General features: G+C 62.0%; 26 protein-coding genes and 2 tRNA genes. 9 read left to right on the top strand and 19 right to left on the bottom strand.

The genetic code is table 11. From position 1 onward, the window contains the following. The first annotated feature begins 11 nt into the window (after positions 1-11). Genes ccoG through KIT10_07945 form a run of 3 tightly spaced genes read left to right on the top strand, consistent with a single transcriptional unit; the run spans position 12 to position 2603 of the window. The gene (ccoG, locus tag KIT10_07955; protein MCW5899190.1) at positions 12-1430 is read left to right on the top strand and encodes a cytochrome c oxidase accessory protein CcoG; all 1419 of its coding nucleotides are present in this window, start codon (positions 12-14) and stop codon (positions 1428-1430) included. Next, the gene (locus KIT10_07950; GenBank protein MCW5899189.1) at positions 1427-1870 is read left to right on the top strand and encodes a FixH family protein; all 444 of its coding nucleotides are present in this window, start codon (positions 1427-1429) and stop codon (positions 1868-1870) included. Before ccoG ends, KIT10_07950 begins: the two co-directional genes overlap by 4 nt. Positions 1871-1880: 10 nt before the next feature. Next, positions 1881-2603, top strand: a complete 723-nt coding sequence (locus tag KIT10_07945; protein ID MCW5899188.1) for a sulfite exporter TauE/SafE family protein — start codon at positions 1881-1883, stop codon at positions 2601-2603. A 28-nt stretch (positions 2604-2631) separates the two neighbouring features. On the opposite strand, the gene KIT10_07940 is transcribed toward KIT10_07945, so the two are convergent. The 10 genes from KIT10_07940 to KIT10_07895 form a co-directional block, all read right to left on the bottom strand. Beyond that, positions 2632-3084 carry a sterol desaturase family protein gene (locus KIT10_07940; protein ID MCW5899187.1) on the bottom strand — a complete coding sequence of 151 codons (453 nt, stop codon included), beginning with the start codon at positions 3082-3084 and terminating at the stop codon, positions 2632-2634. Positions 3085-3137: 53 nt separating this feature from the next. Next, positions 3138-3632 (bottom strand): SRPBCC family protein, encoded by a 495-nt coding sequence (locus KIT10_07935; GenBank protein MCW5899186.1) that lies wholly within the window; start codon positions 3630-3632, stop codon positions 3138-3140. Positions 3633-3636: 4 nt separating this feature from the next. Then, on the bottom strand, positions 3637-3795 hold the full coding sequence (locus tag KIT10_07930) for a hypothetical protein (GenBank protein MCW5899185.1): 159 nt from the start codon (positions 3793-3795) through the stop codon (positions 3637-3639). Between the two features lie 12 nt (positions 3796-3807). Further along, the gene (locus tag KIT10_07925; GenBank protein ID MCW5899184.1) at positions 3808-3969 is read right to left on the bottom strand and encodes a hypothetical protein; all 162 of its coding nucleotides are present in this window, start codon (positions 3967-3969) and stop codon (positions 3808-3810) included. A 2-nt stretch (positions 3970-3971) separates the two neighbouring features. Next, entirely contained in the window at positions 3972-5318 is a 1347-nt protein-coding gene (locus tag KIT10_07920) for a deoxyribodipyrimidine photo-lyase (protein ID MCW5899183.1), read from the bottom strand. 75 nt (positions 5319-5393) lie between these two features. Continuing rightward, complete coding sequence (gene folE / locus KIT10_07915) at positions 5394-6068, bottom strand: GTP cyclohydrolase I FolE (GenBank protein ID MCW5899182.1); 675 nt, start codon at positions 6066-6068, stop codon at positions 5394-5396. An 11-nt stretch (positions 6069-6079) separates the two neighbouring features. Next, positions 6080-6613 carry an isopentenyl-diphosphate Delta-isomerase gene (gene idi, locus KIT10_07910; protein ID MCW5899181.1) on the bottom strand — a complete coding sequence of 178 codons (534 nt, stop codon included), beginning with the start codon at positions 6611-6613 and terminating at the stop codon, positions 6080-6082. A gap of 22 nt (positions 6614-6635) precedes the next feature. After that, positions 6636-7478, bottom strand: coding sequence for a phytoene/squalene synthase family protein (locus tag KIT10_07905; protein MCW5899180.1), 843 nt, complete (start codon positions 7476-7478; stop codon positions 6636-6638). Beyond that, positions 7475-8962: a phytoene desaturase gene (gene crtI, locus KIT10_07900; protein MCW5899179.1), complete on the bottom strand. Its 1488-nt coding sequence runs from the start codon at positions 8960-8962 to the stop codon at positions 7475-7477. Before crtI ends, KIT10_07905 begins: the two co-directional genes overlap by 4 nt. Beyond that, the gene (locus KIT10_07895; protein ID MCW5899178.1) at positions 8962-9471 is read right to left on the bottom strand and encodes an RNA polymerase sigma factor; all 510 of its coding nucleotides are present in this window, start codon (positions 9469-9471) and stop codon (positions 8962-8964) included. Before KIT10_07895 ends, crtI begins: the two co-directional genes overlap by 1 nt. Positions 9472-9866: 395 nt before the next feature. Here KIT10_07895 and KIT10_07890 point away from each other — a divergent pair. Further along, positions 9867-9941: transfer RNA gene (locus KIT10_07890), tRNA-Val, on the top strand. A gap of 36 nt (positions 9942-9977) precedes the next feature. Further along, positions 9978-10055, top strand: a tRNA-Val gene (locus KIT10_07885). 36 nt (positions 10056-10091) lie between these two features. Here the strand turns inward: KIT10_07885 and KIT10_07880 are convergent. The 6 genes from KIT10_07880 to KIT10_07855 form a co-directional block, all read right to left on the bottom strand. After that, on the bottom strand, positions 10092-11309 hold the full coding sequence (locus tag KIT10_07880) for a bifunctional folylpolyglutamate synthase/dihydrofolate synthase (GenBank protein ID MCW5899177.1): 1218 nt from the start codon (positions 11307-11309) through the stop codon (positions 10092-10094). A 1-nt stretch (position 11310) separates the two neighbouring features. Next, complete coding sequence (locus KIT10_07875; protein ID MCW5899176.1) at positions 11311-12057, bottom strand: hypothetical protein; 747 nt, start codon at positions 12055-12057, stop codon at positions 11311-11313. A gap of 28 nt (positions 12058-12085) precedes the next feature. Beyond that, positions 12086-12430: a biopolymer transporter ExbD gene (locus KIT10_07870; GenBank protein MCW5899175.1), complete on the bottom strand. Its 345-nt coding sequence runs from the start codon at positions 12428-12430 to the stop codon at positions 12086-12088. Positions 12431-12487: 57 nt separating this feature from the next. Further along, positions 12488-13210: a MotA/TolQ/ExbB proton channel family protein gene (locus KIT10_07865; protein ID MCW5899174.1), complete on the bottom strand. Its 723-nt coding sequence runs from the start codon at positions 13208-13210 to the stop codon at positions 12488-12490. Positions 13211-13258: 48 nt separating this feature from the next. Continuing rightward, positions 13259-14482, bottom strand: coding sequence for an amino acid dehydrogenase (locus tag KIT10_07860; GenBank protein MCW5899173.1), 1224 nt, complete (start codon positions 14480-14482; stop codon positions 13259-13261). Between the two features lie 85 nt (positions 14483-14567). Then, complete coding sequence (locus tag KIT10_07855) at positions 14568-15620, bottom strand: anhydro-N-acetylmuramic acid kinase (GenBank protein MCW5899172.1); 1053 nt, start codon at positions 15618-15620, stop codon at positions 14568-14570. Positions 15621-15736: 116 nt separating this feature from the next. Here KIT10_07855 and KIT10_07850 point away from each other — a divergent pair, with 116 nt between their 5' ends. Then, entirely contained in the window at positions 15737-16906 is a 1170-nt protein-coding gene (locus KIT10_07850; GenBank protein MCW5899171.1) for an acyl-CoA dehydrogenase family protein, read from the top strand. Here the strand turns inward: KIT10_07850 and murF are convergent. The 3 genes from murF to KIT10_07835 are packed head-to-tail and all read right to left on the bottom strand — an operon-like array spanning position 16903 to position 20982. Beyond that, positions 16903-18189, bottom strand: coding sequence for a UDP-N-acetylmuramoyl-tripeptide--D-alanyl-D-alanine ligase (gene murF, locus KIT10_07845; GenBank protein MCW5899170.1), 1287 nt, complete (start codon positions 18187-18189; stop codon positions 16903-16905). The genes KIT10_07850 and murF overlap by 4 nt on opposite strands. A 58-nt stretch (positions 18190-18247) precedes the next feature. After that, entirely contained in the window at positions 18248-20002 is a 1755-nt protein-coding gene (locus KIT10_07840) for an SUMF1/EgtB/PvdO family nonheme iron enzyme (protein ID MCW5899169.1), read from the bottom strand. A gap of 32 nt (positions 20003-20034) precedes the next feature. Next, on the bottom strand, positions 20035-20982 hold the full coding sequence (locus KIT10_07835; protein MCW5899168.1) for a type IX secretion system membrane protein PorP/SprF: 948 nt from the start codon (positions 20980-20982) through the stop codon (positions 20035-20037). Between the two features lie 210 nt (positions 20983-21192). Between KIT10_07835 and porU the strand changes: the two genes are divergently transcribed. The 3 genes from porU (at position 21193) to ispF (ending at position 26990) form a co-directional block, all read left to right on the top strand. Then, positions 21193-25137, top strand: coding sequence for a type IX secretion system sortase PorU (gene porU / locus KIT10_07830; protein MCW5899167.1), 3945 nt, complete (start codon positions 21193-21195; stop codon positions 25135-25137). A gap of 66 nt (positions 25138-25203) precedes the next feature. After that, positions 25204-26511: a type IX secretion system outer membrane channel protein PorV gene (gene porV / locus KIT10_07825; protein ID MCW5899166.1), complete on the top strand. Its 1308-nt coding sequence runs from the start codon at positions 25204-25206 to the stop codon at positions 26509-26511. Further along, positions 26508-26990: a 2-C-methyl-D-erythritol 2,4-cyclodiphosphate synthase gene (gene ispF, locus KIT10_07820; protein ID MCW5899165.1), complete on the top strand. Its 483-nt coding sequence runs from the start codon at positions 26508-26510 to the stop codon at positions 26988-26990. The genes porV and ispF overlap by 4 nt, the downstream gene beginning before the upstream one ends. Positions 26991-26994 lie beyond the last annotated feature (4 nt).

Here is a 26994-nt window from a genome sequence, read left to right as displayed (position 1 = left end):
AGCGGATGAGGATGGAGCAGCTAAACACCGATAGCGCCGAAAGCTTCCGTGACTCGATCGCCACGGTGGACAAACAGGGCAAACGGGTTTGGCTCTACCCGAAGAAACCTGGCGGCCGCTATACCAACTGGCGCAATGTGGTGGGGATGGTCCTGCTGGCCTTCCTCTTCGTGGGGCCTTTCATCCGCATAGGCGGCGAGCCGTTGCTGATGATCCAGGTCATCGAGCGACGATTCGTGCTCTTCGGGCAGACCTTCTGGCCGCAGGACATCCATCTCTTTGTGCTGGCCTTCATCGCACTGATCGTATTCATCGCGCTGTTCACCGTGGTCTTCGGCAGGCTGTTCTGCGGCTGGGTGTGCCCGCAGACGATCTTCATGGAACTGGTCTTCAGGCGCATCGAGTATTGGATCGAGGGCGATCGCAACCACCAGATCGCGCTGAACAAGGCTCCTTGGACCACGGAAAAGGTCCTGAAAAAGTCCGGCAAACACGCCATCTTCCTGGGTATCGCCTTCCTCATCAGCCACACCTTCCTGGCCTACATCATCGGCACGGAGGAACTGTTCCAGGTGGTGAGCCAGCCACCTGCGGCCAACCTCGCGGGCTTCATCGCGCTGATGGTCTTCATGCTGGCCTTCTATGGGGTGTTCGCCTTCCTGCGCGAACAGGTCTGCACCACCATATGCCCATACGGCCGTCTGCAAGGCGTGCTGCTGGACCGCGACAGCGTGGTGATCGCCTATGACCGGGTGCGGGGCGAGAAACGCTCCAGCTACCGCAAGGGCGAGGACAGGGCCGCCGTGGGCAAGGGCGATTGCATCGACTGCAACGCCTGTGTGGTGGTCTGCCCCACGGGCATCGACATCCGGAACGGCACCCAGTTGGAATGCGTGAATTGCACCGCCTGCATCGATGCCTGCGACCACATCATGGACCGCATCGAGAAACCGCGTGGGCTGATCCGCTATGCGAGCGAGAACGGGATCGTGGAGAAGCGGTCCTTCAGCTTCACCATGCGCATGAAGGCCTATACGGCGGTGCTGTTGCTGCTGGTGGGTGTCATGGTCGCGCTCATCGTCACCCGCAGCGACGTGGAGGCCACCGTTCTTCGCACACCGGGCACACTTTACCAGAAGCAGGACGATGGCCGCATCAGCAACCTGTACCAGTACCGCCTGGTGAACAAGACCTCGCGCGACATGCCGATCCGCATGGAATTGCTCGATGCACGTGGCGAGGTCCGGCTCGCTGGACGCGACATCATGTTGGAACGGTCAAGTCAGGCGGAAGGTCAGATGTTCATCATCCTCGATGCCGCCGAGGTGAAGGGCATGAAGAACCGTGTGCGCATCGGCGTGTACAGCGGCGACAAACTGTTGGAAGAGATCACGGCCCTTTTCACGGGCCCCATGCCAGGAACATCATGAGACCGCACACCGGACATTGGATCGTGGCCGTCATGGCCGCCTTCATCCTCATCATGGCGCACTTCATGGTGCGCGCCTACCACAACCAGGAGAGCCTGGTGGCCGAGGACTACTACGCGCGCGAACTGCGCTACCAGGAACAGATCGACAAGCTGGGCAACGCCGCGGCCTTGGGCGAACAGGTGCGGACCACGGTGATGCCGGGGCGATTGCGACTGGAGTTCCCCGGGTCGTTGTCGGGAGAGGTGATCACGGGGGAGTTGTTCCTCATGCGCCCGAACGACCCGCGCGCCGATCGTCGCATCCCCTTGCATGTCGACCCACAAGGCAGCTTCACCATGGACACCGAGGACATGGCCAAGGGCGCCTATACCATGCACTTGGAATGGCAGGCCGGTGGTGTGGCGTATCTCACGGAGGACCGTATCCATCTGGATTGAATGTGAACACATGGTGCCCGGGTCGATAGCCACCGCCTTTGTGCTGGGCCTGCTGGGCAGCGCGCATTGCATCGGCATGTGCGGCCCGTTGGCCTTGGCGGTGCCCTCCGCCCGTCATTCGCTCGCTGCCCGGCTGGGTGGCGCCTTGGCGATGAACGGGGGGCGCATCATCACTTATGGCATGCTGGGTGCCGCGTTCGGCGTTTTCGGTAGGGGACTCCAACTGGCCGGCCTGCAACAGGGCGTATCCATCGTGCTGGGTGTGCTCATCCTGGTCGGGCTGCTGGCGCCGCGTCTCCTCCGTTGGCTGCCCATCGGTGCGGTGTTGGGCGGTTATGTGCTTCGCATGCAGGGCGTGATGGCCAGGCAGCTGAAGCGTACGTCGCCCGAGGGGCTCTTCTTCACCGGCATGCTCAATGGCTTGCTGCCATGTGGCTTGGTCTATCTGGCGGCCGCAGGGGCCCTCGCACAGGACAGTGCACTACACGGTATGCTCTTCATGCTGTTCTTCGGCCTGGGCACCTGGCCCGCCCTGGTGGGCTTGAAGCTGGGCGGCAGTTGCGCCGGTCCGGAGTTGCGCAAGGCACTGCGGCGGTTGACGCCTTACGCCTATGCCCTGATGGGTGTGCTGTTCATACTGCGTGGGCTGGATCTCGGCATACCCTTCATCAGCCCCGATCTGCCTGAGGCGAACACCACGCTGATGGAGTGTGCGGCCTCGCCGGCACATTGACCGCCGACATCATCGACCAGGGAATTGGTCAAGCGGCGGCGGTTCGCCCTGTGCGCTGCTGTTCCAAGGCCTTCTTCGCTTCGCGGTAGTACTTGAAAGGCACCACCAGCATGCCGAAGCATTCGCCGTGCTCCTTCTGTAAATGCTTGTGATGCACCTTGTGCGCCTTGCGGATGGCCAGGAAATATGGGTTCTTGGTCCTGCGCAGCCATTTGATGCGCTGGTGGATGAAGACCTCGTGCACGATGAAGTACAGTATCCCGTATACCAGGATGCCCAGACCGATCCACAACCAAGGTGTGTGCAGGCCCTGGAGGCTCCCCACGATGAAGAGCACCATGGAGGGTATGGCGAAGATCAGGAAGAAGGCGTCGTTGCGTTCCAGGAATCCGTAGTGGTCCTTGCGGTGGTGGTCGCGGTGGAGGGACCACAGAAAGCCGTGCATGACGTACTTGTGGGTGGCCCACGCCACGAACTCCATGAAGACCGCCGTGCCCGACACGATCGCGATGATGGCCCAGATGCTCATGCCTGCTATGCCGCCTGTGCTTCGGTCTTGCCAGGCCGGCCTTCTCCGAACAGCTCCAATAGTGTTCTGGTTCGGAAGTCGAAGATGTTCTTCAGCCTGCGCTTGACGAAGATAACGTGGGCCAATGCGCCCAGTGGCCCAAAGGGAAGCTCGTATTCCACGCGGTCACGCATCACCACGCCACCCTCCACGGCGGTGAAGGTGTGTTGGTGCCACCAGCGCTTGTAGGGCCCTCGGAGCTGGGTGTCCACGAAGCGGTACGGGGCCTCCACGGCCTCGATCCGCGTGACCCAGGTGAGTGGGATGCCCAACAAGGGCTTCACGGTGTACCCGATCAGCTGCCCGGTGTGGCAGGCGCGGTCGTCGAACGGTTCGCGTATGCTGAACCCCATATCCGGCGGGGTGATCCGCGCCAGGTTGCGGGGGGAGCTGAAAAACGCCCACGCTTCATCCAAGCCGATGGGGAGCAATAATTCCCGGTCGAGCACATGGACCGCCATATTGTCAGCCGAGCACTTCCAGCTTGGGATAGCGCTTCCGCCACATCTCCAAGGCCTTTTTGGTCGAAAGTGTGATGACCGTGCGTTGGTCCAAGCGGACCTTGAACTCGCGGCCCTCTTTCACGGGGCGCTCGAGGATGATTGGGCGTTTCTTGCGGGGCATGTCGATGCGGGGTCAGCCGATGACCTCCAATTTGGGATAACGTTGACGCCAGAATTCCAATGCCTTCTGACTGGCCAGGGTGATGATGGTGCGGGCGTCCAAGCGCACCTTGATCTCCTTCACACCTTCCTTGATGGGTCTGGTCAGGATCAGGGACTTCTTCTTGCGGGGCATGATCAAGCGAATAGGTTGGTCTGTTGTTGCTTCACCGGCCCGGCTTTCCATCTCTCCAGACCCGATCGGTAGGTCTCGATGGCACGCTTGCGGGCCAAGTCGTGAACGACCATTGGGCGCACATAGTTTGCCGATCCAAGCTCAGGAACCCACTTCTTCACATACTTTAACTGAGGGTCGAACTTCTCCTGCTGGAGTTGTGGGTTGAAGACGCGGAAGTAGGGTGCGGCATCACATCCGGAGCCGGCGGCCCACTGCCACCCCCCGTTGTTGCTGCTCAACTCGAAGTCCAGGAGCTTGGCCGCGAAGTAGGCTTCACCCCAGCGCCAGTCGATGAGCAGATGCTTGGTGAGGAAACTGGCCGTCACCATGCGTACCCGGTTGTGCATCAGGCCGGTAGCGTTCAGTTCGCGCATGCCCGCGTCCACCAGTGGGTAGCCTGTCCGGCCCTCGCACCAGGCCCTGAATTCAGCCTCGTCATGGCGCCAGGAGATGTTGTCGTAGGCTGGTTTGAAGGCTTTGTCGTGCTTGGGGAAGTGCCAGAGGATCTGCATGAAGAACTCCCTCCATATCAGTTCGTTGAGGTACTTCGGGCTGATGTCCATGCTGCACCGCACCAGTTCACGCACGCTCACGGTACCGAAACGCAGGTGGGCGCTCATGCGGCTGGTGCCGTTCATGGCTGGCAGGTCCCGGGTCTCGGCATAGTGTCTCAACAGTTCGTCCCCGACCGAGCCAGGGGGTACGATCAGGTCGGTTCTGCGAAAGCCGAGCGCCTCCAACGTGGGAATTGGGGCGGATCCTCCACGCAACAGACGGTCCCCATGCGCCTCACTCGGGTAGGCTTTCGCCATATCCGGCTTGAAGTGCGACCGCCATTTGCGTATGTACGGGGAGTACACGATGTATGCGCCACCATCGTCCTTCACCACCTCGTCCCGCTCGAAGATGCTGATGTCCTTGAAGGTGCGGAAGGGCACCCCATGACGGGCCAGTAGATCGCCCACGGCCTTGTCCCTGGCGATGGCGTAAGGCTCGTGGTCGTGGTTGGCGGTGACGGCCGTGATCTCGAACCGCTCCAGCAGCTGTTTCCACACCTCCATGGGCCTGCCATGCTCCACCAGCAGTGTGGACCCGCGCTTCCCCAATTCCTCCTGCATGCCGGTGAGTGCCCGGTGGATGAAGTCCACCCGTCGGTCGGCCTTGTCCTCCAGCTTGTCGAGGATCTCCGTGTCGAAGATGAAAAGCGGCAGCACATCGCCGTGCTCTGTCAGCGCGCGGAATAGGCCGTGGTTGTCCGCCAGTCGCAGATCGCGACGGAACCAATGGACGGAAAGGCGGGGTTTCATGGCGGATCAAAATAGTGAGAGGCTGTGGGAGCGCCAGGGTCGAATGCAAGGGCACGCTCGCATCCCATCACGTTTTCACTTCTTCAAGTAAGCCAGGAATTCGTTCCGTACATCCACGTCCTCGAACCTTCCGCTGAAATGGCTGGTGACGGTGCTGCTGCACTCGTCCTTCACACCGCGCAGCTTCACGCACATGTGCTCGGCATCGATCAGCACGGCCACATCGTCGGTATTGAGCACCAATTTCAGTTCCGCGGCGATCTGCTCGGTGAGGCGCTCCTGCACCTGGGGTCTGGCCGCATAGTACTTCACGATGCGGTCCAGTTTGCTGAGCCCCACCACCTGGCCGCTGCTGTAGTAGGCCACCGTGGCCTTGCCGATGATGGGCACGAAGTGGTGCTCGCAGAAGCTGTGCACGGTGATGTCGCGCTCCACCAGCATGCCCTTGTAGCCGAATTTGTTGTTGAAGAGAGTGGGTTCGGGTTTGTTCTCCGGGTCCAATCCGCTGAACACCTCGTTCACGAACATCCTGGCCACGCGCTGCGGGGTGCCCTGCAGGCTGTCGTCCGTGAGGTCGAGTCCGAGGGTCTCCATGATGGCCTTGAAGTGGTGGGCTATGCGCTCCACCTTCTTCTCCGGGCCCATCACGAAGGCATCGGGCCGCATGGGGGTGTCCACGGCCTGCAGGTGGGCAAGCGTTCCCAAGTCATCGGCAGTGGCGATGTGCACGCCGTTCTTTTTCATCAACATGGTGGTGCCGTTCAGAAGGGACGTGGGTGGCCGCTGTTGAGCTGCGCGCGCACCTGGTCCCAGCAGGAGCGCAACCACACGGTGTAGCGTTCGGGATGCCGGCGCAGGTCCTGCTCCAGGTCGGCGATGGTCATGTACTTCCAGTCGTCGGCCTCCTCCGGATCGGGCAAGACCGATCCGCTCCATTTGCCGAAGAAGACGTGGTCCAACTCATGCTCCACCAGACCGTTGTCGAATTCCGCTTTGTACAGGAAGCTGAATCGGTGCTCCAGTGGCGTATCGATGCCCATTTCCTCTTTCAGCCGGCGTTGGGCGGCATTATGCAACATTTCCTCCGGCCGGGGGTGGCTGCAACAGGTGTTGGTCCACAGGCCCGCACTATGGTATTTGCCGGCGGCACGCTTCTGCAGCAGCAGGCGGCCGTGGTCATCGAAAAGGAAAACAGAGAAGGCCCGGTGCAGTGCGCCCACTTGGTGGGCCTCCAGCTTGCCCATGGTGCCCACGGCCTCGTCCCGCTCGTTCACGAGCAGCACTTGTTCCTCGATGATGGTCTCCGCGAGCATGTTCTCAAAGCAGGCCAAAGCTGTGGCGCAGGTAGCTGGTGGTGAGCAGGGCGATCTTCCGGCGGTTGCGCACACGCACGCGCTCCCGCATGATCCGGTCGCATGGCAGGGCCTTGATCTTGCGGAAGAGGTTCACGTAGTAGATGTACGCCATGTAGACCCCGAAACGCGCTCCCTTGGGCAGTTGGCGGATGCCTGCCAGGGCCTCGTCGAAGTCGTGTTGGATGTCCTGTTCGATCCGGTGTTTGGTATCCGCGTCCAGCCTCGCCACATCGATGCCCGGGAAGTAGGTGCGGCCCAGGTTCTGGTGGTCGTCCTTCAGGTCGCGCAGGAAGTTCACCTTCTGGAAGGCCGCGCCCAACTTCATGGCGGAGGGCTTCAGGCGCTGGTACAGGGCATCGTCACCCTCGCAGAACACGCGCAGGCACATCAGGCCCACCACCTCGGCGCTGCCCAGGATGTACGTCTCGTAGCTGCGTTGGTCATGGGCCGTGTCGGTGAGGTCCATGGCCATGCTGTCCAGGAAAGTGTCATAGAGTTCCGGCTCGATGTGGAATCCGTTCACCACGCGCTGGAAGCTGTGCAGGATGGGATTGAGGCTGATGCCATCGTCGATGGCGCGGTGGGTGTCCTCGCGGAAGTGCTTCAGCAGGTCCTCCTTGTCGTAGCCATGGAAGGTGTCCACGATCTCGTCGGCGAAACGCACGAAACCATAGATGGCGTGTATCGGTGCGTGGAAACGCTTGTCCAGCGAACGGATGCCGAGCGAGAACGAGGTGCTGTAGCTGTAGGTGGTGTGCCTGCTCGCTTTCAGGCAGACCTTATCGTACAATGCGACGGTATTCATGCCTTGACGGTGTTGCGAACGGATTCCTTCTCGATCAGATCGGCCACCACCTGTCCGCTGATGATGGCTGGCGGAACGCCGGGGCCGGGAACAGTGAGTTGGCCTGTGTAATAGAGTCCCTTCACCTTGCGGCTCTTCATGCTGGGACGCAGGGGTCCGGTCTGCAGCATGGTGTTGGCCATGCCGTAAGCGTTGCCGCGGAAGGCGTTGTAATCGGCCTGCAGGTCATTGATGCTGTAGCTGCGCTTGAGTTCCACATGCGGCCGCGGGTCGAAACCCAGGTGCTTGCCCAAGCGCTCCATCACCATGTGGTAGTAGCGCTCGCGGGTCTCTTCGCGGTCGTCCAAACCTGGAGCGATGGGGATGAGGATGACCATATTCTCCTTGCCCTCGGGCGCCACTGAGGGATCCGTCTTGCTGGCGCAGCTGGTGTAGAACAAGGGCTTGCTGGGCCATGCGGGCTGGTCGTAGATCTCCGCCGAGTGCCGGTCCAGCGACTCGTCGAAGAACAGGGTGTGATGGTCCAGGTGTGGCAGCTTGCGATCGAAGCCCAGGTAGAAGAGCAGGCCGCTCGGGGCCATGGTGCGTTCCTCCCAGTAGTTCTTGCTGTAGCTGCGCATGTCCTCAGGCAGCAGGTGTTGCTCCACATGGTGGTAGTCAGCGCCTGCCACCAACAGGTCCGCACGGATCATGCCGTTGGGGGTCTCAACACCCACGGCCCGCCCGCCTTCCACCACGATGCGCTCCACTGGCTCGTTGTAGCGGATGGTGGCGCCCTGTTTCGTCGCCACACGCACGAAGGCATCCACCACTTTGCCCATGCCGCCCATGGGGTACCAGGTCCCGAGTTCCATGTCGGCGTAGTTCATCAGACTGTACAGGGCGGGCGTGTTCTGTGGTGATGCCCCCAGGAAGAGCACAGGGAACTCCATGAGCAGCCGCAGCTTCTCATCCTTGAAGTGGGAACGCACATGTTTGCGCAGGCTGCGAAAGACCTTGGTCCTCAGCAGGCCACCGATCAGGCCCGGATGCATGTATTCGCCCCAACTGAGTGATGGGCGATAGACCAGCTCTCCCATGCCCAGGTCGTATTTCAACCTGGCTTCGGCCAGAAAGCGGTCCAACTGTGCACCGGCACCCTTCTCCTTGCTCTCGAAGAAGGCGCGCAGCGCGATGGGGTCAGCGGGCAGGTCCCATTTCCTCCCTGGACCGAAGACCACGGCGTAGGAGGGGTCCAGCCGGAGGAGATCATAGTGCTTCTCCACACGCTCACCGAAGTCGGCGAAGAAGCGCTCGAAGACCTCGGGCATCCAGTAGAAGGAAGGCCCCATGTCGAAGGAGAAGCCCCGGTCGCGCCACACGCGGGCACGGCCGCCTGGTTCGGCATTCTTCTCCAACACCGTCACGCGGAAACCCTTCCGCGCCAGTGAAGCGGCGGCGGCCAGCCCGGCGAAACCGGTGCCTATGACCAGGGCATGCTTCATCAGTTGAGCACGTGCTTGTCGGTGAGCATCGCCATCAATCGTTGGCGCGCCTGGTGGATGCGGCTCTTGACCGTGCCGATGGGGATGCCCATGTGCTCGGCTATCTCGTGGTATTTGTGACCTTCATGGTGCATGAGGAAGGGCAATTTGAAGGCCTCGTCCAACAGTTCCAAGCTACGTTCGATCTCGCTCATTTTCACAGTGGACTCAGCGCTGCCGGGCGTTTGTACCAAGCGGACCTGGTCGCGCTCGCGGTCCACGGTGTCCATCAGGGCCCTGGTGCGCTTGGCCCGGCGGTGATCGTTGATGAAGGTATTCTTCATGATGGTGTACATCCACGCTTTGAAGTTGGTGTTGTCCCGGAACTTCTCACGGTAGGTCATCGCGCGCAGGGTGCTCTCCTGCAACAGGTCGCTGGCGTTGTCACGGTCCTTGGTCAGGCTCAGGGCGAAGTAGTACAACTGCTGCCGGAGCCCGATCAGCTGCTGGTTGAACTCGAGGGTGGACATGCGGCTACTGTTTAGAGTTTGACTTCAATGGCTGCACAAAGCAACAATGATTGTTTGATCTATGCAAGAAATTGCTGAACAAAATCTTGACTCTTCATGGATCCATCCACAAGCCCTTGATGATCAGCATAATGTACTGTAGGGCAAAGATCTCGGAGAGGCCGATGAGTTATCATTACAGGAAGGTCGCCAAGTAGGTCAAGCTCAATAATGTTCATAAATGTAGAGAGATAAGTGAACAACATGCGGCTGATGTCATGGGGCCAACCCAAGGGTGAGTGAGCATAGGACTGGCCCCCTTAGGCGACGGAAGCAGGCCATTGCTGTGGCCGTCTATCTTTGCCCGCCCTTTACCGGACCGTGGTCATTGGAGCACGGTCCGGTAAAGGGCAACCGGAAGCATAGCTCAGCTGGTTCAGAGCATCTGCCTTACAAGCAGAGGGTCGCTGGTTCGAATCCGGCTGCTTCCACAGGGTCGTTCTTTTCTACTTTCGCAGCCCTTCTCCGGGACGTTAGCTCAGCTGGTTCAGAGCGCACGCTTCACACGCGTGAGGTCACTGGTTCGAATCCAGTACGTCCCACCAGGCCCTGCTTCGGCGGGGCTTTTTCATGGATGGGGATCAGAGCACCTCGGCCACCACGAACACACTGCCCGTGACCAGGATGAGGTCTTCCGTTCCTGCGGATGACCTGGCGGCGGCGTAGGCGCTTCTTACGGATCCATAGGCCGCGCCATGCAGGCCCCCTTCCATGGCCAGCACGCGCAGCGTTTCAGCCTCCAGGCCGCGCGGTATATCAGCCTTGCAGAAGTAGTAGTTGGCTTCCTTGGGAAGTTCGGCCAGCACACGTCCCAGGTCCTTGTCGTTCACGGTACCCAGAACGATATGCAGCCGATGGTATGGCGTGCTCGCAAGCAGTGCGTTCACAGCCCGCATGCCGTCCACGTTGTGCGCCACATCGGCCATTGTGATCGGTTCATGGGCGATGGTCTCCCAACGGCCACGCAGGCCTGTGTTGGCGACCACTTTGGAAAAACCGTTCTCGATCGCCGGATCCGGTACAGGAAGACCGCGCTCACACAGCACACGCATCGCCGTCCACGCCGTGCGGGCATTCCTTTGCTGATGCTCCCCGATGAGCCCCGGGGGAAAAGGGAGCGGGGCATGCTGGTCCACGAAGGTGATGGGCGCATCCTTGGCGGCGGCGTGACGCTTGAACACATCGGCCACCGCACCACCGGCTTCCCCGATCACCACGGGTACCCCGGCTTTGATGATGCCTGCTTTTTCCGCAGCGATGGCCTCCAGGCTGTTCCCCAGGAAGTCCATGTGGTCCCAGCCCACATTGGTGATCACGCTCACCTCGGGGCTGAGCACGTTGGTGCTGTCCAGCCTTCCACCCATGCCGGTCTCGATCACCGCGATGTCCACCGCCTGCTCCCTGAACCACCAGAAGGCGAGCGCAACGCCCCATTCGAAGAAGGAGGCCTCGATGGGTTCGAAGCCGCTGCGATGCGCCTCCACGAAGCGCACCACTTCCGCCTCTGGGATCACGACGCCGTTGATGCGGAAGCGTTCGCGGAAGTCCTTCAAATGTGGTGAGGTGTGAAGGCCTGTCTTGTAGCCTGCTTCCTGCAGCACACTGGCGATGAGGTGCGAGGTGCTGCCCTTGCCGTTGGTGCCGGCCACATGTACACAGCGCAGCTCCCTTTCCGGGTGGTCCAGCAGTTCCATGAGCGCATGGGTGTTCGCCAGATCGGCCTTGTACGCCGCCTTGCCGATGCGCTGGAACATGGGAAGCCGGGCGTGCAGGTACGCCAGCGTTTCCGGGTAGGTCACCTTACTGAAGGATGAACTCGAAGACGATGTACCCCGCTTGGTCGGTGGTGGCGCCAAGGTTCGCCGTGAAGGTGAACTCCTTGGCGTATTTCACAGCGAGGGCATGGAGCTGGGCACTGGTGGTGGTGGTGGGCCTGTCCAGGCGGCCCTTGGCCCAGACCACTTTGCCAGCGGGATCCACACGGATATCCACCGCGACCTTGCCGGCTTCGGTGTTCTCGTTGCCGAAACTCGGGGTCTTGGCCAAGCCTCGGCCGTCGAGTCGTCCCTCGAAGCCCTTGCCATGGAAGGCGCCGATGCCGCCCTGGCCTGGTTGCGTGGAAGGTTGGCTGCCACCAGGTGTGCCGGTTTCCGCGGGTGCAGGGGTGGTGCTGGGGGAGAAGAGCGCACTCGGATTGGGTTTGGGCGGCGTGGGTTCGGCGGGCACCGGTTTGGGCTTCGGCTGTGGCTTGGGCTTGGGCATCTCCACCGGACTCTCATCCTCGGTGGCCACCTCCTCGGGCTGCTCCACCACAGGGCTGGGCGCCGGTTGTGGCTGGGGCGTGCCGGGCTGCGGCGCGGAAACGCTTCCACCGCCGCCACCCATGTCCTCCATAACCAGTTCGATATGGTGCTCCTGGGGAAGCGGATCGGGTTGCCGGAGCCCGATGAACAAGAAGAGAATGGCCAGCAGCACATGGAAGAGCACCGTGACGATGGCCCCCGTGCGGCGGTCCTTTTCGCGTTGTTCGATGACGATGCTGCTCATGGCGATCGCTTGTTCCGGCCGCGTCCCCTCAATTCGGCTTGGTTGCCAGGATGATCCGCCACTTGTTCCGCTTGGCCACGTCCAGGACGCTCACGGTCATGCCGGTGGGCACCACCTGGTCCACATGCATCACAATGGCCTGCCCTTCGGGATACTTGCTCATCTCCTGCTGTAGTACACCCTCGAGTTGCTCGGGTTCGATCAGCTGGTTGTTCACGCTCATGCGCTGGTCGGCATCGATGCGGACGGCCACCTTGGGTTTTTCCTTGGTCTGGTTGGAACTACGGGGCAGATCCACCGGCAGCGCATAAGGACTCACAAGCGTGCTGACGATGATGAAGAAGATCAGCAGGAGGAAGACGAGGTCGGTCATGGAGCTCATGCTGAAGCCCGCATCGACCCGGTGTGTGCTGCGCAGTCCCATGGTGGTCTATTTCACGGGTGAATCAAGCACCTCCATGAAGGCCATGGTGCTGGCCTCCATCTTCTGCACCACCTTGTTCACGCGTGCGGTGAGAGTGTTGTAGGAGATGTAGGCGATGATGCCGATGACCAGACCGGCCACGGTGGTGACCATGGCCTGCATGATGCCGCCACTGAGTTGGGCGATCTCCACGCCGGCTCCGCTGATCTTCATGGTGTGGAAGGTGACGATCATGCCGATGACCGTGCCGAGGAAGCCGATCATGGGCGCGGCGCCGGATATGGTGGCCAGGATGGCAAGACCCTTTTCCAACTGGTAGATCTCCAGCTTGCCAGCGTTCTCGATGCTCACTTCGATGTCCTTCAATGGCCTGCCGATGCGGCTGATGCCCTTGTCCAGCATGCGCGAGACCGGCGTGGTGCTCTGGGCGCAGAGGTTGCGGGCGCTGTCGATCTTGCCCTCGTGGATGTAATCGCGGATCTTGTTCATGAAGTCCTTGTCCTCGCGCAACGCACGGCGGATGGCCATCGAACGCTCGATGATGAGGTACACGGCGAGCATGGACATCAAGGCGAGCGGCCCCATGATGTACCAGCCGCCGTTCTGGATCAGCTCCCACACCGAGATGGTCTCGATCACGGGTTCCACGGGCGGTGCGTTGAGCTGTTCAAGTGCCTGGCGAGCGGCTTCGGCGTTGTCCTGGATCTGGTTGAGGAGCGGGATGTTCATCGGTGGGTCCTGGTTGTGATGGAACGGCGATCCGTCCCGGGAAATTTTTCAGCCGAGCCTTTCCAGTTGGATCTCGAAGGCCGTTCGGGTGAGATGGGTGGTTGACGGGTTACGGCCATGGACGTCCTCCAGGGCCTTGGCGATGGTATCGCTCACGTCCTGGAAAATGGCCTTGTCGGTGAGTTCGGCGCCGGGCCGCATGCAATAGGCGAATACACGCGCCATGCCGCAGTTGGCGATGAAGTCGGGGATCACCGCGGCGAGGCCATCGGCATGCTCGGCGATGGGGCCGTAGAAGATCTCCTGATCGGCGAAGGGCACATTGGCACCGGCGCTGACCGCCTCAAGACCGTTGGCCGCCATACGGTCCACCTGGTCCCGGGTCACCAAGCGGCTGGCGGCACAAGGCAGGAAGATCTCCGCGCCGGTATCCCAGATGCGCGCGTCCACATCCTCGAAGGGCAGCATGTCCTGCGACCGCAGCTTGTTGCCATCCTTGTCCATGAAGAGCTCCCGGACCTCATCGGCGCGGAAGCCATCGGGCTTGATGGCCCCGCCATGCCGGTCAATGATCCCCGTGATGATCGCGCCCTGGCGGCTGAGGTAATAGCCCGCGGCGGCGGCCACGTTTCCCCAGCCCTGCACGATGACGCGCTTTCCGGCGATGGGAATGCCCTTGATCCGGTAATGATGGCGTACACTTTCGGCCACGCCCCAGCCGGTGATCATGTCCGCCACGGCATACTTGCCAGGTACCGGCACGTACGCCAGGTCGTCCACCACTTTGCTCACACCTTCGCGCAATTGTGCGATGGCCTGCATCTTCACTTCCTCCTGCGTGCCGATGTGACCATTGACCACGCCTTCCTGGGGGTGGCGCAGACCATAGCGCTCGGTGATGGGGATCACATCGTGGAGTTCGTCCACGTTCATGTCACCGCCGGTGCCGTAATAGGTCTTCAGCAGGGGCATCACGGCCTTGTACCAGCGGTCCAGCACCTCGCGCTTGCGGGGGTCGGCGGGGTCGAAATCGATGCCACTCTTGGCGCCTCCGATGGGTGGTCCACAGACACTGAATTTCACCTCCATGGTCTTGGCCAGGCTTTCCACTTCTCGGCGGTCCAGGCCCTTGCGCATGCGTGTACCGCCACCGGCCGCTCCACCGCGCAGACTGTTGATCACCACCCAGCCGCGCGCACCGGAGGGCGCATCGTTCCATTCAAAGACGATCTCCGGTGCACGCTCCTCAAAGCGGCGCAGGGCTTCACGCATGGGGGTTCCGCAGGCTCGGGGTCAAATGTAACCGGGGTGCCATGGGGGGCCTGCCCAAGGGGGGGCACATTATCCAAGCTCCGTGTTAATTGGGCATGTACAAGGCCCCGCCACTGCTGTGATGGGCGGCTCCGGTCACGCTGGCCAGCGTGTTGGGGCGGCCCAGCCAGCGCAACAGGCCAAGGAGGGCGAAGACCAGTGCTTCCTTGAAGGAGACTAGCTCGGGTGCCGGTACTTCGATGGTGACCGCGGCCAGGGCGCGTATACGCTCCGTCAGGAAGGTGTTGAACGCGCCACCACCAGTGACCAATACGGGGCCTTTCGCATGGGCGAGCGCTTGGCTTGTTCGCCCGGCGATGTGCTCCACCACCGTGCGCAACCGGTCCGCCACAGGAGTCGCACGGTCACGGATCAAGGGCGCTAGGGATGCTTCGAACCATTCACGCCCCAAAGAGCGGGGCGGCGCCTGTTGGTGGAAGGGGAGGGCATCCAGTTGGTACAGGAGGTCTTGCATGATCCGTCCTGTCCGGGCCAGGGCTCCCTGGGCATCGTAGGGCATGCCGGCTTCGGCGGCCAGTTCATTCAATGCCTGGTTGCCGATGCAGACGTCGTAACCGGTCATATTTCCATCGATGTGCATCGAGATGTTGCAGATGCCGCCGATGTTGAGGAAAGCCCGGTGGTCCGGGAAGAGCAACAGCTCGCCCATGGGCACCAGCGGCGCGCCCTGGCCACCCAGGGCCACGTCCAACGTGCGGAAGTCGCATGCTGTCGGCCTGCCCGTAAGGGCTGCGATGTGCGCACCACAGCCAGCTTGGAGGGTGAGTCCTTCTGCAGGCTGGTGGAAGATGGTGTGGCCATGCGAGGCGATCAGGTCCACATGGCGTCCGGCAAGAAAGTCACGGCTCGCTTCGCCGATGCGGATGCCCAGATCGCGGTGCAGGCGGGCCAGTTCCAGCCCATCGGCCCGCATGGCGTTCATCAGTCGGCCTCGTGTGTCACCGCCGAAGGGCACGGTCACGGCATCCTCGATGGTATGCTTCCACCGGCCCTGATCTTCCTGGAAACAACACAACGCCAGGTCCAGCCCGTCCAGCGAACTGCCGCTCATCACCCCCAGCACCCGGTGCGTCGCCATGCGGCAAAGGTGGTGCGTGCTTCGCACCGGACGGCGGCCCTGCGGTCACTTCCCGACAAACCGGCGATGGCCCATGACCGTTACCTTCGCGATCCCTGCCTCAAGCGACCCATACCATGCAAGACACCGCCACCCTCCAAGGCCTCAACTTCGAACTCTCCGAGGAACAGATCGCGGCCCGCGACGCCGCCCGCGACTTCGCCCAGAATGTGCTGAAGCCGGGTGTGATCGAGCGCGATCGTGAGCAGCGCTTCCCGGCGGAGGAGATCAAGCAGCTCGGCGAGCTCGGCTTCCTGGGCATGATGGTGGACCCCAAGTACGGCGGTGGCGGCATGGACACCATCAGCTATGTGCTGGTGATGGAGGAGTTGAGCAAGGTGGACGCCAGTGCCAGCGTGGTGGTGAGCGTAAACAACAGCTTGGTGTGCTGGGGCCTGGAGACCTATGGCAACGAGGCGCAGAAGCAGAAGTACTTGGTGCCCCTGGCCAAGGGGGAGAAGATCGGCGCGTTCTGCCTGAGCGAGCCCGAGGCCGGCAGCGATGCCACCAGCCAGCGCACCACGGCCATCGACATGGGCGACCACTACCTGCTGAACGGCACCAAGAACTGGATCACCAACGGGGGCACGGCCAGCACCTACCTGGTGATGGCCCAGACGGATGCGGCCAAGAAGCACAAAGGGATCAACTGCCTGATCGTGGAGAAGGGCATGCCCGGTTTCGTGGTGGGTCCCAAGGAGGACAAACTCGGCATCCGCGGCAGCGACACACACACCCTGATGTTCCAGGATGTGAAGGTGCCCAAGGAGAACCGCATCGGGGAGGATGGCTTCGGCTTCACCTTCGCCATGAAGACCTTGAGTGGTGGTCGCATCGGCATCGCCTCGCAGGCCCTGGGCATCGCCAGTGGCGCCTACGAACTGGCGCTGGCCTACAGCAAGGAGCGCAAAGCCTTCGGCAAGCCGATCAGCGAGCACCAGGCCATCGCCTTCAAGCTGGCCGACATGGCCACCGAGATCGAAGCCGCCCGGCTCTTATGCCTCAAGGCCGCCTGGCTGAAGGACCAGCACCTGAACTACGATCAGGCCAGCGCCATGGCCAAGGTCTTCGCCAGTGAAGTGGCCATGAAGACCACCGTGGAGGCCGTGCAGGTGCATGGTGGCTACGGCTATGTGAAGGAGTACCACGTGGAGCGCCTGATGCGCGATGCCAAGATCACCCAGATCTACGAGGGCACCAGCGAAGTGCAGCGCATCGTGATCAGCAGGAATGTGCTGAAGGGCTAAAGGGCTTCCACCACCGCCTCCAGCCTGATCCCCCGCGATCCCTTCACCAACACCAGGTGCCCGGTGAGGGGTTCCTTATTCAGGGATCCCAGCAGTGATGCGGCATCGGGGTAGGACAGTTCCTTGGTGCGGAGCTGGAATTCCGGTCCCACGAAGCGTGCGGCAAGGCCGAGGTCCTTGACCAGTGCAACGATGGCTTCATGTTCCCGGGCACTGTCCGCGCCCAGTTCCAGCATGTCGCCCAGGATGGCCAGCTTGGGCCGGTCGCTGCGCATGGCCGCGAGGTTCCTCAGCGCCGCCGCCATGCTGGTGGGGTTGGCGTTGTAGGCATCCATCACCAATTGGTTGCGGCCGGTATCGCGGAACTCCGACCGGTTGTTGCCCGGCACATAGGCCGCCAAGGCTTCGGCGATACGGTCGTCGGCCACACCGAAGTACTGCCCGATGGCGACCGCGGCCAAGGCGTTCGGCAGGTTGTAGTCGCCGATGAGGCGGGTGGCCACATGGTACGCACGGCCATCGCGGCCTGCGAATACGAGTTCCATGAAGGGACCTTCGCCGACCAGTGCGCCGGAGGTGTCCGCCTTCGGGGTGGTGCCGTAGGTGGCCCTGCGCAGACCGGCGCTCTTCTCCATCAGCAGGCCGTCGTCCGCATTCACGAAGAGCTGGCCACCATGTGCTTTGATGTGCGCGTAGAGTTCGGTCTTCGTGCGCACAACCCCCTCGAGGCCACCGAAGCCTTCCAGATGCGCGCGTCCGATGTTGGTGATCAGCGCGTGCGTCGGTTCCGCGATGGCCGCCAATTCGGCGATGTCACCCGGCTTGTTGGCGCCCATCTCGATGATGGCGATCCGGTGCTCCCCGGTGAGTCCCAACAGGGTGAGCGGCACCCCGATGTGGTTGTTCAGGTTGCCCGTGGTGGCCAGCGTGGGTCGGTCCACGGCCAGCACGGCGTGCAGCAGCTCCTTGGTGGTGGTCTTGCCGTTGCTGCCCGTAATGCCGATCACCGGGATGTTGAAGGTGCGGCGATGATGACGTCCGAGTTCCTGCAGTGCCACGAGCACGTTGGGCACCAGCAGGTACCGCTCATCGCGCACCACCTGCGGGTCGTCCACCACCACCTGGCGGGCTCCCTTGCCGAGCGCTTCCGCCGCGAATGCGTTGGCATCGAATCGCTGCCCCTTCAGGGCGAAGAAGAGAACGCCCTCCGCGATGTCCCGCGTATCCGTGCAGGCTCCACTGGAGCCGAGGAAGGCCTTGTGGATCTGTTCAATGGTGGTCATCCATGCAAGAACCCCCGGCGGATGGGCCGGGGGCTCGAAAGTAGATCGCGGTGCGTGCTCAGCGCTTGAGCTTGTCGCGACGCTTGGAGTCGTTGAGTCCCCGTGGGCTGCCCACGCGGGTCATGGCGCAACGGAAACCGATGGTGGCCGTGCTTTGGCGCTCGTCCAGGTGGCGGCGTGTGCCGGGGTTGGCCCAGTAGATGCGGTCTGCCCAGGAGGCGCCCTTGTACACGCGGCTGCGGTCGTTGAGCAAGGAGGTCTTGCCCCAGTCGTACATCGGATTGCCCTCGAAATCGGCCTGGTCGAAATAGATGCTGCTCTCCACGTCGCCGTCGCGGAAGTTGATGTTGTCTGAATTCCGGTAGTTGCGGCGGTCGATGTTCTCCTCCACCGAAACGTTCCGCCAGCGCACGTCACCCGGCTGGTCGGACTGGTAGTCGCTGATGCCGCTCAGAAGCTTCGGGCAGATGTCCAGGTCCTTGCTCTTGATGTTGTCCACCATGTCCTGCACGCGCTGCATGGCGGCGTCGTGCTTGCGGGTGTTCTTGAAGTCGATGGCCTGTTCCGCCTGCTCCAGCAGGTCGTCGATGAGTTGGGCCTCCTCATCCGTGGCGCGGCCCTGCATCAGCGTCTGGAACTCGGTGAGGTAATACTTGATGCCGTCCACGTCGTAGTTCACCAGGTCGTGCTTGTCCTGCACCACGCCGTCACTGTTGAGCACCTTGGTCTTGAACACGTTGCCTCGGAAGGGGCGGAAGTCGTCCTTGTCCTCCGGGCTCAGGTGGCGGTACACGTCCATCACCCATTCGCTCACGTTGCCGGCCATGTTGTAGAGGCCGTAATCATTGGGCCAGTAGGAGTAGACGGGTGCCGTCACGTCGGCATTGTCGTTCAGGCTGCCCGCCACGCCCATGTAATCGCCACGGCCGCGCATGAAATTGCCGCGGAAATCGCCGAAGAAGGCGCCGCCTTTCTTGCGGCTGTCGTAACGCACCCAATGGCCGTTCCAAGGGTAGATGCGCCGCTCGATGATGCGCTCGTCCACCGTATTGCCCACCAGACCGTACGCGGCGTATTCCCACTCGGCCTCGGTGGGAAGGCGGTAACGGGGGAGCAGCACGCCGTCCTCCATCTTGATGTTGCGCGTGTCACGGTTGGGGTTGAAGTCCGTCACACCGTCCACCTTCTTGCCACTCTCGTACTGTCCGGCCAGATAGGAGTCCGTGGTAAAGTGGTCCTCGTTGATCTGGTTGGGGTAGTGCTCGAACAGCCCCTCGCGGATGAGGATGATCTCGTTCACGCGGTCTGTGCGCCAGGCGCAGTAGTCGTTCGCCTGCAGCCAGTTCACGCCCACCACGGGGTAGTCGCGGTAGGCCGGGTGGCGCAGGTAGTATTCCACGTAGGGTTCGTTGAAGGCCAGCTTGCTGCGCCAGACCAGGGTGTCGGGCAGGGCCTTTTTGTGGATCTCCGGGTAGTCGGCCGCGAAGACGCGCTCGAGCCAATAGAGATACTCGAGCCAGAAGAAGTTGGTCACCTCCACTTCATCCATGTAATAAGAGGACACCGTGACGGTGCGTGGCACGTTGTCCCACTCGTGCCGCAGATCGTCGGTGACACGGCCCATGGTGAACTGGCCGCCCTCGATCAGCACGAGGCCGGGGCCATTCTCCTGCTCCTCGAATCCGACCTTCTCGAAGCCGCCGTTCTTGGAGTCGTTGTAGTTCCACCCGGTGGCACCGCTTTTCTCGAACTGGCAGGCGCTGAGCAGCGCGCCGCAGGCGGTGATGATGGCGATATTCCTTGCGAGGCTCATGGTCCTTTCAGGGATTCGTGGCTTGGACTGGTTCAGAAGGTGGGGCAGGCTACGACCCGGAACCTTCTCGACTTGGGTTTGCAGTTGAAGAGCAGTTGCACGCTGATCTCATGGCTACCTGCGGTGGCCGTGGTCAGGCGCGAAGTGGTCACATCATAGCTGTAGCCGAACTTGAACTTCTCGGTTTGGAAGCCGATCAAGGCGATGAAGGCATCGCGGGTCCGGTACCAGACCCCCGCCGTGATCGGACCATGGTCCACGTAGAGGCCCAGGTTCAACTGGCGAAACGCCGCCTGCTGCTGATAAAGTATGTTCGGGGAGATGCGGGTGCGGGCATCACCATACTTCCCGCGCATGCCCACCGGGATAGCGGCGCCGGCGTGGCCGGTGAGTTTCATGGGCAGTTTGCTGGTGCCCACGATCAACGATTCGTTGGGTTCGGTGAGATGGTGCGCGGCGAAGCCCACGAAGAACACATCGCTGTATCCCAGCACCCCGGCGCTGAAGTCCGCATTGCCGATGGAGCCGCCACGGGGCACGTCATTGGTGTTGTAGATGAAGCCCCGGCGCGGGTCGATCTGGTCGCCGAAGGTGAGCTTGCTCCAGTCGAGCGATTTCTGGAAGTAGGTGGCCTGGAAGCCCACCTTCATGGAGAACTTGCGCGAAATGGCCTGCTGGTAGGAGTAGATGCCACTGACCGTGGTGGTGTTGAGGGTGCCCTTGCCGGCCTGGTCGTGGGTGACCAACAGACCAAGGCCGCCCATCATGCCATCCACATGCTGGTCGTAGCTGGCGCTGGTGGTGACGAAGGTCCCCGTGAGCGCCGGCCATTGGTTGCGGTAGTTCATCACCACCCGCGGGCAACGGGCGGTGCCCGCGAACGCGGGATTCAGGTACAAGGGATTGGCGTAGAACTGCGTGAACTGCGGATCCTGAGCACCCGCGTGCAGGCCAACGATCACCCCCAGTGCAAGGCCCATGGCCGCACGCCGAATGGTCCATTCCATCATGCTCTCGATCGATCTAGGCTATGGAGCCAGCGCCAAGTATACGGATCCCCCTGCATAACGGTTGCCCCGAAGGTCTTGGCAATAAGGGCGATCCAAGACCGTTCGTCGGGTGTTCCAATTACGCAAGGGCCGAAGGTAGTACTTTGGCCCGAACTGTTGATAACCTGTTCATCCCTGTTCATGACGCGCCCTCGGTACCTCGTCGCTGCCGTTCTCCTCGTCGTTCTTCTGATCCACATTCCCACCATGGGCCAGGTGGGTGTGGATCGCGTGCTCCAATGGACATCCATGCTTGTGGAAGCCACCCCGCAGGTCAGAGGGCAGGCCGCACCGATGGACCAACAACGCACGCCCCAAGGGGAGCTTGTCCAACCTTCTACTTTCCAAGGCGCCTTCATCGACCGTGCGCGTGGCGAATTGCCCTTCCATCAGGAGACCCTGCCCTTGCGCATGGGTGCCACGGGCTTTACCGCCCACCTGAGCAACGCCCAGTATGCGCAACTCACCATGGCCGAACGCGGCCAATGGCCCACGCTCGACACCATCGGCAGCGCCCCCGAGGTGCTCACCCACTTGGGTTGGTACCGCAAGCGCCCCCAAGCCATGGTCAGCATCCTGCCGTTCCGGCGCGACCCGGCCACAGGCCGCTTGGAGAAGTTGGTCTCCTTCCGGCTGGACATCGTGGAGCAGGTGGGCATGGCAAAGGACGGCGTGGCGAAGGCCTACCCCGAGACCTCCAGGCTGGCCGCAGGGGACTGGTATCGCTTCACTGTGCATCGTGACGGGGTGTACCGGCTCACCTATGAATTCCTGAACAGCCTGGGGCTGAATGTGAACGGCCTGGCATCGGACCAGATCAACGTCTATGGCAACCACTTCGGCATGCTGCCTTTCCAGAACAACGTGGATCGGCCAACGGACCTGCTGCTGAACGCGATCGAGGTGGTGGACGGTGGTGATGGGGTATTCGGTCCTGGAGACCATATCCTGTTCTATGCCTCGGGACCGAATCGATGGGACCTGAAGAACGGCCGCTTCGAGCACACCAAGAACGTCTACAGCGATTCGGCCAGCTACTTCATCGGCATTGGTATCGACCCGCCCAAGCGCATCACCACGGTACCACTCGCCAATGAAGCGCCCACACGCACGGTGACCAACTTTGATGACCGGCAGTTCATTGAACGCGACCTGGTGAATCTGCTCAAGTCCGGCCGCACCTTCTTCGGTGAGCATTTCGACGTGGTCACCACCTACAATTTCAGTTTCGAGACCCCTTTCCTGGAGCCGGGCGCGGAGGCCACGCTCATCGTCAATGGGGCGGCACGCACGATCGGGCAGCAGAACATCAGTTCATTCACCATTACCTCCGGTGGTGCCCTCAACAACACCTTCAACGTGCAGGGCGTGCCGGAACAATACACGTCACTTTTCGCGCGTCCCTTCAATCAGTTGATGACCTTGTCGCCATCGGGCGGCACAGTGCCCGTGTCGATGACCTTCAACAAGTTCAATCCGATCACCTCGGTGGCCTGGTTGAACTTCCTGTCCTTGAATTGCCGGAGGGAGCTGCGCATGATCGGCGACCAACTCGCGTTCCGCGACCTGGCGTCGGTGGGAACCGGGGAGATCGCTGAGTTCGTGGTGCAGCAGGCGCAGGCGGTGCATCGCATCTGGGAGATCGGCGACCCGGTGAACGTACGTACCCTGCCCTTCATCCTCGAAGGCCAGAATGCCATCTTCAGGCTTCACACCGACACGCTTCGTGAGTTCATCGCCTTCCGTGATGCGGGCTATCTCACGCCGGTGGGGCGTGGTGCCGTAACCAACCAGGACCTGCACGCCACAGCACTGCCCACCGACCTGGTCATCGTGTGCCCGCCCATCTTCATGGCGCAGGCGCAGCGCCTGGCCCAGCGCCGGGTGGACGACGGGTTCAATGTGCGCATCGCGACCCCGCAACAGGTCTTCAACGAATTCAGTTCGGGCGCCCGCGACGCCACGGCGATCAAGCGCTACATGCGGATGCTTTACGATCGCGCCGGCACGGACGAGGAGTTGATGCCGCGCTACCTGCTGCTCTTCGGTGATGGCTCATACAACAACATCTCACTGGCCGAGAGCAACCAGAATTTCGTTCCCAGCTACCAGACCGAGAACTCCACACTGCCCACACAGACTTACACCTCGGACGACTATTTCGGCCTGCTGGATGCCAATGAGGGGGAGTTCTCCGGCGACCTGGTGGATATCGGCATCGGTCGGCTGCCCGTGCATACCGCCCAGCAGGCACGCGAGGTGGTGGACAAGATCCTGGACCATGACCGCCTGCTGATGCTGAGCGCCACCGGCGACGTCTGCTCCACCACCGGCGATGGTGGCATGGCCGACTGGCGCTCCCAGGTGCTCTTCGTCAGCGACGACCAGACCGGCGATTCCTTCGAAGGCTGGATACACATGTCGCAGAGCAACATCCTCGCCACCCGGGTGGAAACCGAGCACCCCTGCTTCAATGTGGACAAGATCCTGCTGGACGCCTACCAGCAGATCAGCACCCCCGGCGGCCAGCGCTACCCCCAGGCCAATACGGACATCCGCGAGAAGGTGCAGAAAGGCGTGCTGCTGGTGAATTACATCGGCCACGGTGGTGAGGTGGGTTGGGCGCACGAACGGATCCTGGACATCAGCACCATACTGGGTTGGACAAACCGCGACCGGCTGCCCCTGTTCATGACCGCCACCTGTGAGTTCTCCCGTTGGGATGATCCGGGGCGCACCAGTGCTGGCGAGTATGTACTGCTCAACCCCGGCGGTGGGGGCATCGGCCTGATGAGCACCACGCGCCTGGCCTTCGCTGGGGAGAATTTCGCCTTGGGCCAGAAATTCTACGACCATGTGTTCAACAAGGTCGGCCCGGATGGAAGGCCCCAGATGCTGGGCGACATTTACCGCGAGACCAAGCGCGCCATCTCCACGGCCAGCCCCAACAGCGTGAACCACCGCAACTTCTCCCTCTTGGGCGACCCCAGCCAGCGCCTGGCCATGCCCCGGCTGGACGCTCGTATCACCGCCATTACCGATACGATGGGGAACACCTTGGATACGCTGAAAGCCTTGAGCACGGTGCGCATCCGGGGCTTCATCGACGATGGCGGCGGACAACCGCTGGCAGGCTTCAACGGTCTGGTGATCCCCACCGTGTACGACAAGGAACTGCAACAGGCCACCCTGGCGAACGATGGCGGTCAGCCCTATGATTTCAAGATCCGCAAGAACATCATCTACCGGGGCAAGGCCTCCGTGACCAATGGCGAGTTCAACTTCACCTTCGTGGTACCCAAGGACATCAACTACGCTTTCGGCACCGGGCGTGTCAGCTGCTATGCCGAAAGCTGGGACCAGAACGCCTGCGGGTACGACAACGACCCCATCGTGGGAGGCACCGCCAGCGACGTGGCCGAGGATGCGGAAGGGCCACGCATCGACCTGTACATGAATGATGACCGTTTCGTGCGCGGGGGCATGACCGATGAGAGTCCTTTGCTTTTCGCCAAGCTCTTCGATGACAATGGCATCAACACGGTGGGCAGCAGCATTGGCCACGACCTGCTGGCCACCCTCAACGAGAACAGCGAGCAGGCCATCGTGCTCAACGACCTCTATGAGGCCGACCTGGACACCTACAAGAGCGGTACGGTGCGGTATCGCTTCAAGGACCTTGCTGATGGTCCCCACACCCTGCACCTGAAGGCCTGGGACGTGTTCAACAACAGCAGCGAGGCCACCACGGAGTTCGTTGTGGCGCCCTCCGCGGAATTGGCCCTGGCCCATGTGCTCAACTATCCGAACCCCTTCACCACCTACACGGAGTTCTTCTTCGAGCACAACCGGCCCTGCACCACCTTGCAGGTGCAGGTACAGGTCTTCACCGTGGCGGGCAGGCTGGTGAAGACCATCAGCCGCCAACTGGCCTGCGAGGGCTACCGCATCGAAGGTCTGCCTTGGGACGGCCGGGACGACTTCGGCGACAAGCTGGGCCGGGGCGTCTATGTGTACCGGGTGGGCGTCGTCACCCCGGAAGGCGAGCGTGCCGAGAAGTTCGAGAAGCTCGTGATCCTGCGCTGATACGCACAATAAACCCCTGTCCCGCCGCGTATATTTGCGGCCCTTTCCGGCCCGAACCCTTCGCTGATGCTTGCTTTACGACCCCTGGCGCCCCTGTTGCTCGTGCTTGTTCTGTGGACCTCGGCTTCCGTTGTTCACGCCCAGCCCTGCGACCCCCAGTTCCAGGCCGCGGGCCAGCAGTGCGGCGATCAATTGAACACCATCACCACGGCGGTCCCCTTCCTCATCATTTCCCCTGATTCGCGGGCCGGTGGCATGGGTGATGCCGGCGTGGCCGTTTCGCCCGATGCCAATGCCATCCACTGGAACCCCGCCAAACTGGCCTTCGCCGAGAATGACGGGGAGTTCTTCATGAGCTACAGCCCTTGGCTGCGCAATCTGGTGCCCGACATGAGCCTGGCCTACCTGGCGGGCTACAAGCGCCTGAGCAACAAGCGCAGCGCCGTGGGCGGCTCGCTCCGCTATTTCAACCTGGGCAGCATCCTGTTCACCGATATCAATGGGGCCACCATCCGGGACTTCAAGCCGGCCGAGTTCGCCGTGGACCTGGCCTTCGCCCAGCAGTTCAGCGATCGCGTCTCCGGTGGTGTGGCCATCCGCTACGTCAACAGCAACCTCACCGGCGGCATCAGCGTGCAGGGCGCCAATTCCAAAGCGGGCCAGAGCGTGGCGGCCGATGTGAGCGCCTACTACGTGAATGATGAGATGCAAGTGAGCGGGCGCGATGCCACCCTGGCCTTCGGGATCAACATCTCGAACATCGGCGCCAAGATGTCCTACACGGAGACCGCCGCGCAGGACTTCATCCCCATCAACCTGCGTCTGGGCCCCAGCTTCAAACTGGACCTCGACGAGTACAACAGCATCACCTTCGCCTTCGATGTGAACAAGCTGCTGGTGCCCACCCCGCCGGTGTACCTGCTGGATGAGAATGGCGCCGTGGTGATCGACCCCGTGACCGGCCGGCCCGCGGTGGCCAGCGGCGTGGACCCCACCGTGGGTGTGGCGGCCGGCATGTTCGGTTCCTTCTCCGACGCCCCGGGCGTGGTCTACTACGATGACAACGGCAACCTCCTGATCGAATCGGGCAGCCGCTTCCGCGAGGAGATGCGCGAGATCAACCTGGCCGGTGGTTTTGAGTATTGGTACGCGGACCAATTCGCTTTCCGCACCGGCTATTTCTGGGAGCACTATACCAAGGGCAACCGCAAGTACTTCACCATCGGGGCGGGGGTGCGCTACAACATCTTCTCGCTCGATCTGAGCTACCTGATCGCCAACATGCAGCGCAGTCCGCTGGCCAACACGCTGCGCTTCACCCTGGGCTTCCGTTTCGACGGGAAGGGACCCAAGAAGAAGCCTTCGGAGGGATGACCGACTTCCGCGTCGGTTTCGGCTACGACACGCATCGGCTGGCCGACGGCCGGGAACTTTGGATCGGGGGGATCCGCATTCCGCACCACCAAGGACTTCTGGGCCACTCCGATGCCGATGTGCTGTTGCATGCCTTGTGCGATGCGCTGCTGGGAGCCGTGGCCATGGGCGACATAGGCCAGCACTTCCCCGACACCGATCCCGCTTGGAAAGGCGCTGACAGCAAGCTGCTGCTGAAGGCCGTGGTGGACAAGCTCGGCGCGGTCGGCTGGCGCGTCGGCAACGTGGACTGCACGCTGGTGATGGAGCGCCCGAAGATCATGCCCCATGTGCCGGCCATGCGCGCGGCCATCGCGCCCATCCTGGGTGTGGGCGATGATGCCGTGGGGATCAAGGCCACCACCAACGAGAAGATCGGATTCGTGGGCCGCGAGGAAGGCGCCTGCGCCTATGCCATCGCGCTCGTGCACCGCGCCTGAACGC

This window comes from Flavobacteriales bacterium (assembly GCA_026129465.1).
Taxonomy (GTDB): domain Bacteria; phylum Bacteroidota; class Bacteroidia; order Flavobacteriales_F; family PHOS-HE28; genus PHOS-HE28.
Note: the sequence above shows the minus strand (reverse complement) of the source record. Positions and strands in the feature narration are given on the sequence as shown.